Below are 5213 nucleotides of genomic sequence, written 5' to 3' on the forward strand. Positions count from 1 at the left end.
CTTAGCAGCTGCTGCTTTCTTTTCTTTTTCTTTGGCAATCACTGCTTCAGCTACATTGGTTGGGCAAGGAGCATAATGAGAGAACTCCATTGAGAATTGACCACGACCAGAGGTAAGGGTGCGCAATGTGCTGATGTAACCAAACATTTCTGAAAGAGGAACATCGGCCTTAATACGTACGCCGCTTGCGCTAGGCTCTTGGCCAGAAATCATGCCGCGACGACGGTTCAAGTCACCAATAACATTACCTACATCTTCTTCTGTACTATAAACGTCAACTTTCATAATTGGTTCAAGTAGTTGTGGGGCAGCTTTTGGTATAGACTGACGAAAAGCGCCTTTTGCCGCAATTTCAAACGCAATTGCCGAAGAATCGACAGGGTGGAAACCACCATCGGAGAGGTTAACTACAACATCCAATACGGGGAAACCTGCCAAAGTACCGGTGCCCATCATTGAACGGAAACCTTTTTCAATTGCGGGGAAGAATTCTTTAGGAACGTTCCCGCCAACAACAGATGTGATGAATGTAAATCCACTGTTTGGCTCACCTGGCTCAATAGTATAGTCAATCTTACCATATTGACCAGAACCCCCTGATTGTTTCTTGTGAGTAAAGCTGTCTTGAATCGACTTGGTTATGGTTTCGCGGTAAGCAACCTGAGGCTGACCTACTATTAACTCAACATCGTAAGTACGCTTCAGGATATCCACTTTAATATCAAGGTGTAATTCACCCATGCCACGAAGAATGGTCTCACCTGAATCAACATCAGTTTCAACTCTAAACGTTGGATCTTCTGCAACCATTTTACCAATAGCAATACTCATTTTTTCAGTTGAGCCTTTATCTTTTGGCGTGACCGCAATAGAGATGACTGGCTCAGGGAAGACCATCGCTTCAAGTGTACACTCATGGTCAGGATCACAAAGCGTGTGACCGGTGCGAACGTTTTTCATGCCAACGATAGCTATAATGTCGCCTGCTTCAGCGCTGTGCAGTTCATGACGCTCATTCGCTTGCATCTCAACCATACGGCCAACACGTTCAGTTTTACCGGTAAAGGAGTTAAGAATGGTATCACCTTTATTCAGTTTTCCTGAGTAGATACGCACGAAAGTTAGAGCACCATAACGGTCATCCATGATTTTAAATGCCAAAGCGCGAAATGGCTCATCAGGAGAAACGATAGCGAATTGGCCATTTGGCTCACCTTCAGCATTTGTCAAAGGTTGTGGATTAACTTCGTGAGGAGCAGGCAAATAGTCAACCACAGCATCCAGCAATAATTGCATCCCTTTGTTTTTAAAGGCTGAACCGCAATAAGTTGGGAAGAAAGCTAATTCGAGTGTACCTTTACGGATACAGCGCTTAATGTCTTCTATAGAAGGCTCTTCTCCGTCCAGGTAAGCCATCAGTAGCTCATCATCCATTTCAAGCGCCGTTTCAATTAATTGTCCGCGGTACATTTCAACGTCGTCAAGCATATCGGCTGGCACGTCAGTAACGGTGTAATTTTCTGGCTGACCAGTTTCGTCCCAGATGTACGCTTTACGGCTTAATAAATCGACAACACCTACGAAGTCATCTTCAATGCCAATTGGCAAAGTCATAATTAATGGATTTGCACCCAATACTTTTTTCACTTGTTCGGTCACGTTCAAGAAATTCGCGCCGATACGGTCAAGTTTGTTTACGAAAATCAAACGAGATACTTTGGAATTGTTCGCATAGCGCCAGTTGGTTTCTGACTGAGGCTCAACGCCGCCAGAACCACAAAATACACCGATACCGCCATCAAGCACTTTCAATGAACGATAGACCTCTACGGTGAAGTCAACGTGTCCTGGGGTATCGATTACGTTAAAACGAGTACCTTTCCAGAAACAACTTACCGCTGCTGACTGGATGGTAATACCGCGCTCTGCTTCCTGTTCCATAAAATCGGTGGTTGATTCACCTTCGTGAACCTCACCCATTTTGTGGATTTTACCGGTGAGCTTAAGAATACGTTCGGTAGTGGTGGTTTTTCCGGCATCTACGTGGGCGAAGATACCAATGTTTCTATAAAGGTTTAAATCAGTCATAGCACTCTTATAAACTTAAAATGGGTTAAAATAGTCGCGTATTATACAGTATTTTATCCGGATTTGCAGCAGATCCGTGCAACTAGATACTGAAATGAGTGAAAACTCTAAATTAATTCTAGTTTCATCTAGTTGCTTATACTCAATATGAGCATTTATTAGGCTATTTGATCCTCTTAAAGTAATCAATGGAGTCTGTCCACCATTGATTTCATTGATTCGATTTGCTCAGCATCATCCTTCTCAGTTATTTCACTTTGAGAGCACATTATTTCAGGGATACTCTTGTCTTGGTTATTTTCAGCGCTAATCATCTTTTCAAATATTCCAGATTTTTGCTGTGGCAGATTGGTATCAAGATGCGATAAAATTTTTGAGGTGGAACTAAAAGAACTAGTATTCACCACAACGGCTACAGAGTCGTTAGTTTTTGAGGCAATGAGGGAGGGTCGTGATAGCCGATTTTCTTTAAAACTATACCAACTATCTTGAATCAAATGAGGAATGCTTAATATTCCTGTATGCCCACTTCTATACGCAATAGTAGTTAATAACTTTCCAGCTACCCCGCCTATCACCGAACCAAGCATAGCGCCAACCGCGGCACCGATGGTTGTTCCTATAACCGGAACTACACTTCCTATTGCGGCACCAAGAGCAGCGCCAATGCCCGTACCAATTACAGCACCTAAAGCCATATAAATACTTGAAGTTACTATCAGAGATAGTAAGCTATTATCCCTATATTTCGAACCCGTAAGAAAAGATCGAATTGTTCCTTGCCATGTTTTAGATTCAGTGAGTTCCAGATTTTTATCATATTTCAATTCGGAAAGAGAATAAAAACGAAAATCTGCTCCAGCTTCTTTTTCTTTTACAGCGGCTATAGTATAAAAATCTATGAAATCATTTTGGCTTTGAAACAAATAGGCTCCATGATTAGGATCCATATATCTTATTTTTCCATCATCTTGTACGCTTAAATAACACGCATGCCCTCCCGAAGAACATCGTCGCTCTAAATAGAGCTCTTTGCCTTTATTTTTTTCAGCAACGCCTAAAATCTGCTGTGCTTGTTTCCGTGAGTCAGGACAAAAATATTCTCTCGTAAGCCGCGTTCTTTTTATTGATTGTTGATCTTTTTCGCGCACAAATTGATTTCTTTGATAACGATGAATTTCCCTGTTTAGATCAATGGTTATGCCTGGATTTTTATATGGCGATAACTCTGGATCAACCATCGCATAAGTAAAACCATAGCACTCCCCACGAGATTTACCCATTTTTTCCAGGTTACTTTGTTTAACTGTCGCAATTCGATACTCAGGGGTTTGGAATCTTGCATAATCGTCAGACGTTAAACTGGAATTATTAATTCGCATTCCATCTACTTTTGAATTCAACCCATTAGTTTCAATGGCTTTTTTATTTTTAATTCTATTATCTATTTCTGTTAAATCATCCAATATATACTTAAGAGTATTTTTAATTGCTGTCTGTTTTAAGTTAAGATGATTTTTAATTAATTGAATCTCCGCAGATAAATTTGCGTAGTTGTTCTCTGCCGCACGTTGCTCAAGTTGTTCTTTTAACGTTTCAAGAAACGCTTTATCCATTGTAAATGAATTATGATATTCCGCTTTTGCTGAATTTGAAAAAAAATTTATGACAGATTGCCATGGAGTAAGATTCCCCAAACGCCATTTGTCTAATTGCAGCTCTATCAAATCAATACAAATATAAAGACTCACAATACAAGCTCATTTATAAATCCACATGGGTTAAATTATAACAAAGATTAATTAAGTAATTATGAACTCCTGATAAATAAGTGCCAAAATCGAGATCTGAGGTTAAGACCAAAAGGACAGCTTCGGATTAGCATATTTAAGCATGCTTAGTAGAAAAGTGTATCAAATAAATAGACTCCATCCCTGACCACATCACTACTGACAAAAACTGTCAGCCTATACTACTAAACTATCTCCAATAAATATTTATTACCACTTTAAGGAGAAAACATGTTACTAGAACCTAGTACTATTGTGCTTTATGTTGATAATCTTGCTGTAAGCAGCAAATTTTACCAAGATTTGCTAGGAATAAGACCTGAAGAGGCCTCGCCGACATTCCATACATTCACCTTATCAAATGGAATGAATTTCGCTTTAAAAGTGAAACATATGATAGAAACACCATCTGAGGGAAAAAACGGTAATAATGAATTAGCATTTACACTTGATAATAATCAAAAAGTAGATGAGCTATTTACAGAATGGCAAGACAAAGAAATAAATATTATCCTTCCACCCAGCATTGTACCCTATGGCTATACTTTTGTTGCTCTTGATCCCGATGGTAATCGATTAAGGGTCGTCTCTCTGAGAAAATCATAATGAAACACTGGATTGCGGTGGCAGCTGCAGAACACGTCCGAATAGGGCGTGCACAAGGTTTCATGCAAGTTTGTCATGGCAAAGAAGTTCCACTACGACGCTTGAAGCCTAATGATTGGATTGTATATTATTCACCAACGCTAACCTTTGGTGGGAAAGACAAATTGCAAGTCTTTACAGCTATAGGGAAAATTAAAGAAAGAGAACCTTATCAAATGGATATGGGTAATGGCTTTTGTCCATACCGGCGAGACGTACTCTGGCTTGATTCTCAAGAGCACTCCATCTTACCGTTGCTCAATCAACTGGATTTCACAAAAAATAAAAAAAATTGGGGCTATGCATTTCGTTTTGGACTGCTAAGAATTAGTGAACACGATATGCAACAAATCTCTATGGCAATGCGAGTTAACTGCTAGTAATGCCTCTAAGGTCAGCGCTGAATAGCACTTACGTTAAGGGACGGTCCGGGACGCACTGCCATTAAGTTAAGGATTTTAGACTTCAAATTTCTCAGAGCCTGTCGTCCCCGCGTGGCATTGTTGCGTGGAGGCGAAAGCTAGAAAAAATAAGGAGTTGCGAATTTTAAAAATTAGAGTAGATTTTGCCAAAAACCCCGACCAAGGATTCTGATGGCAAAAACACAAAAAAAAATTCGCAACTGGAGCGATTATAACAAGTCATTAATCAAAAGAGGACAAATTCTTTTAAGTTTTGATGAAGATTATC

4 protein-coding genes are annotated in these 5213 nt (G+C 39.8%); 2 read left to right on the forward strand and 2 right to left on the reverse strand.

Features of this window, described 5'->3' with window-relative positions; all coding sequences use genetic code 11:
• The coding region (fusA, locus tag LDG_RS13370; RefSeq protein ID WP_040535944.1) for an elongation factor G at positions 1–2088 on the reverse strand (2088 nt) is incomplete at its 3' end.
• A gap of 185 nt (positions 2089–2273) precedes the next feature.
• Complete coding sequence (locus LDG_RS13375; RefSeq protein ID WP_006871935.1) at positions 2274–3839, reverse strand: hypothetical protein; 1566 nt, start codon at positions 3837–3839, stop codon at positions 2274–2276.
• Between the two features lie 270 nt (positions 3840–4109).
• Here LDG_RS13375 and LDG_RS13380 point away from each other — a divergent pair, with 270 nt between their 5' ends.
• Both LDG_RS13380 and LDG_RS13385 read left to right on the forward strand, forming a co-directional pair.
• Positions 4110–4484: a VOC family protein gene (locus LDG_RS13380; protein ID WP_006871936.1), complete on the forward strand. Its 375-nt coding sequence runs from the start codon at positions 4110–4112 to the stop codon at positions 4482–4484.
• The gene (locus LDG_RS13385; protein ID WP_006871937.1) at positions 4484–4903 is read left to right on the forward strand and encodes an EVE domain-containing protein; all 420 of its coding nucleotides are present in this window, start codon (positions 4484–4486) and stop codon (positions 4901–4903) included. The genes LDG_RS13380 and LDG_RS13385 overlap by 1 nt, the downstream gene beginning before the upstream one ends.
• The last annotated feature ends 310 nt before the right edge of the window (positions 4904–5213 follow it).

This window comes from Legionella drancourtii LLAP12, from assembly GCF_000162755.2.
GTDB classification, from domain to species: domain Bacteria; phylum Pseudomonadota; class Gammaproteobacteria; order Legionellales; family Legionellaceae; genus Legionella; species Legionella drancourtii.

Coding starts and splice junctions, on each gene's coding strand:
- LDG_RS13380 (WP_006871936.1), top strand. CDS start 4,110: ATGTTACTAGAACCTAGTACTATTGTGCTTTATGTTGATAATCTTGCT.
- LDG_RS13385 (WP_006871937.1), top strand. CDS start 4,484: ATGAAACACTGGATTGCGGTGGCAGCTGCAGAACACGTCCGAATAGGG.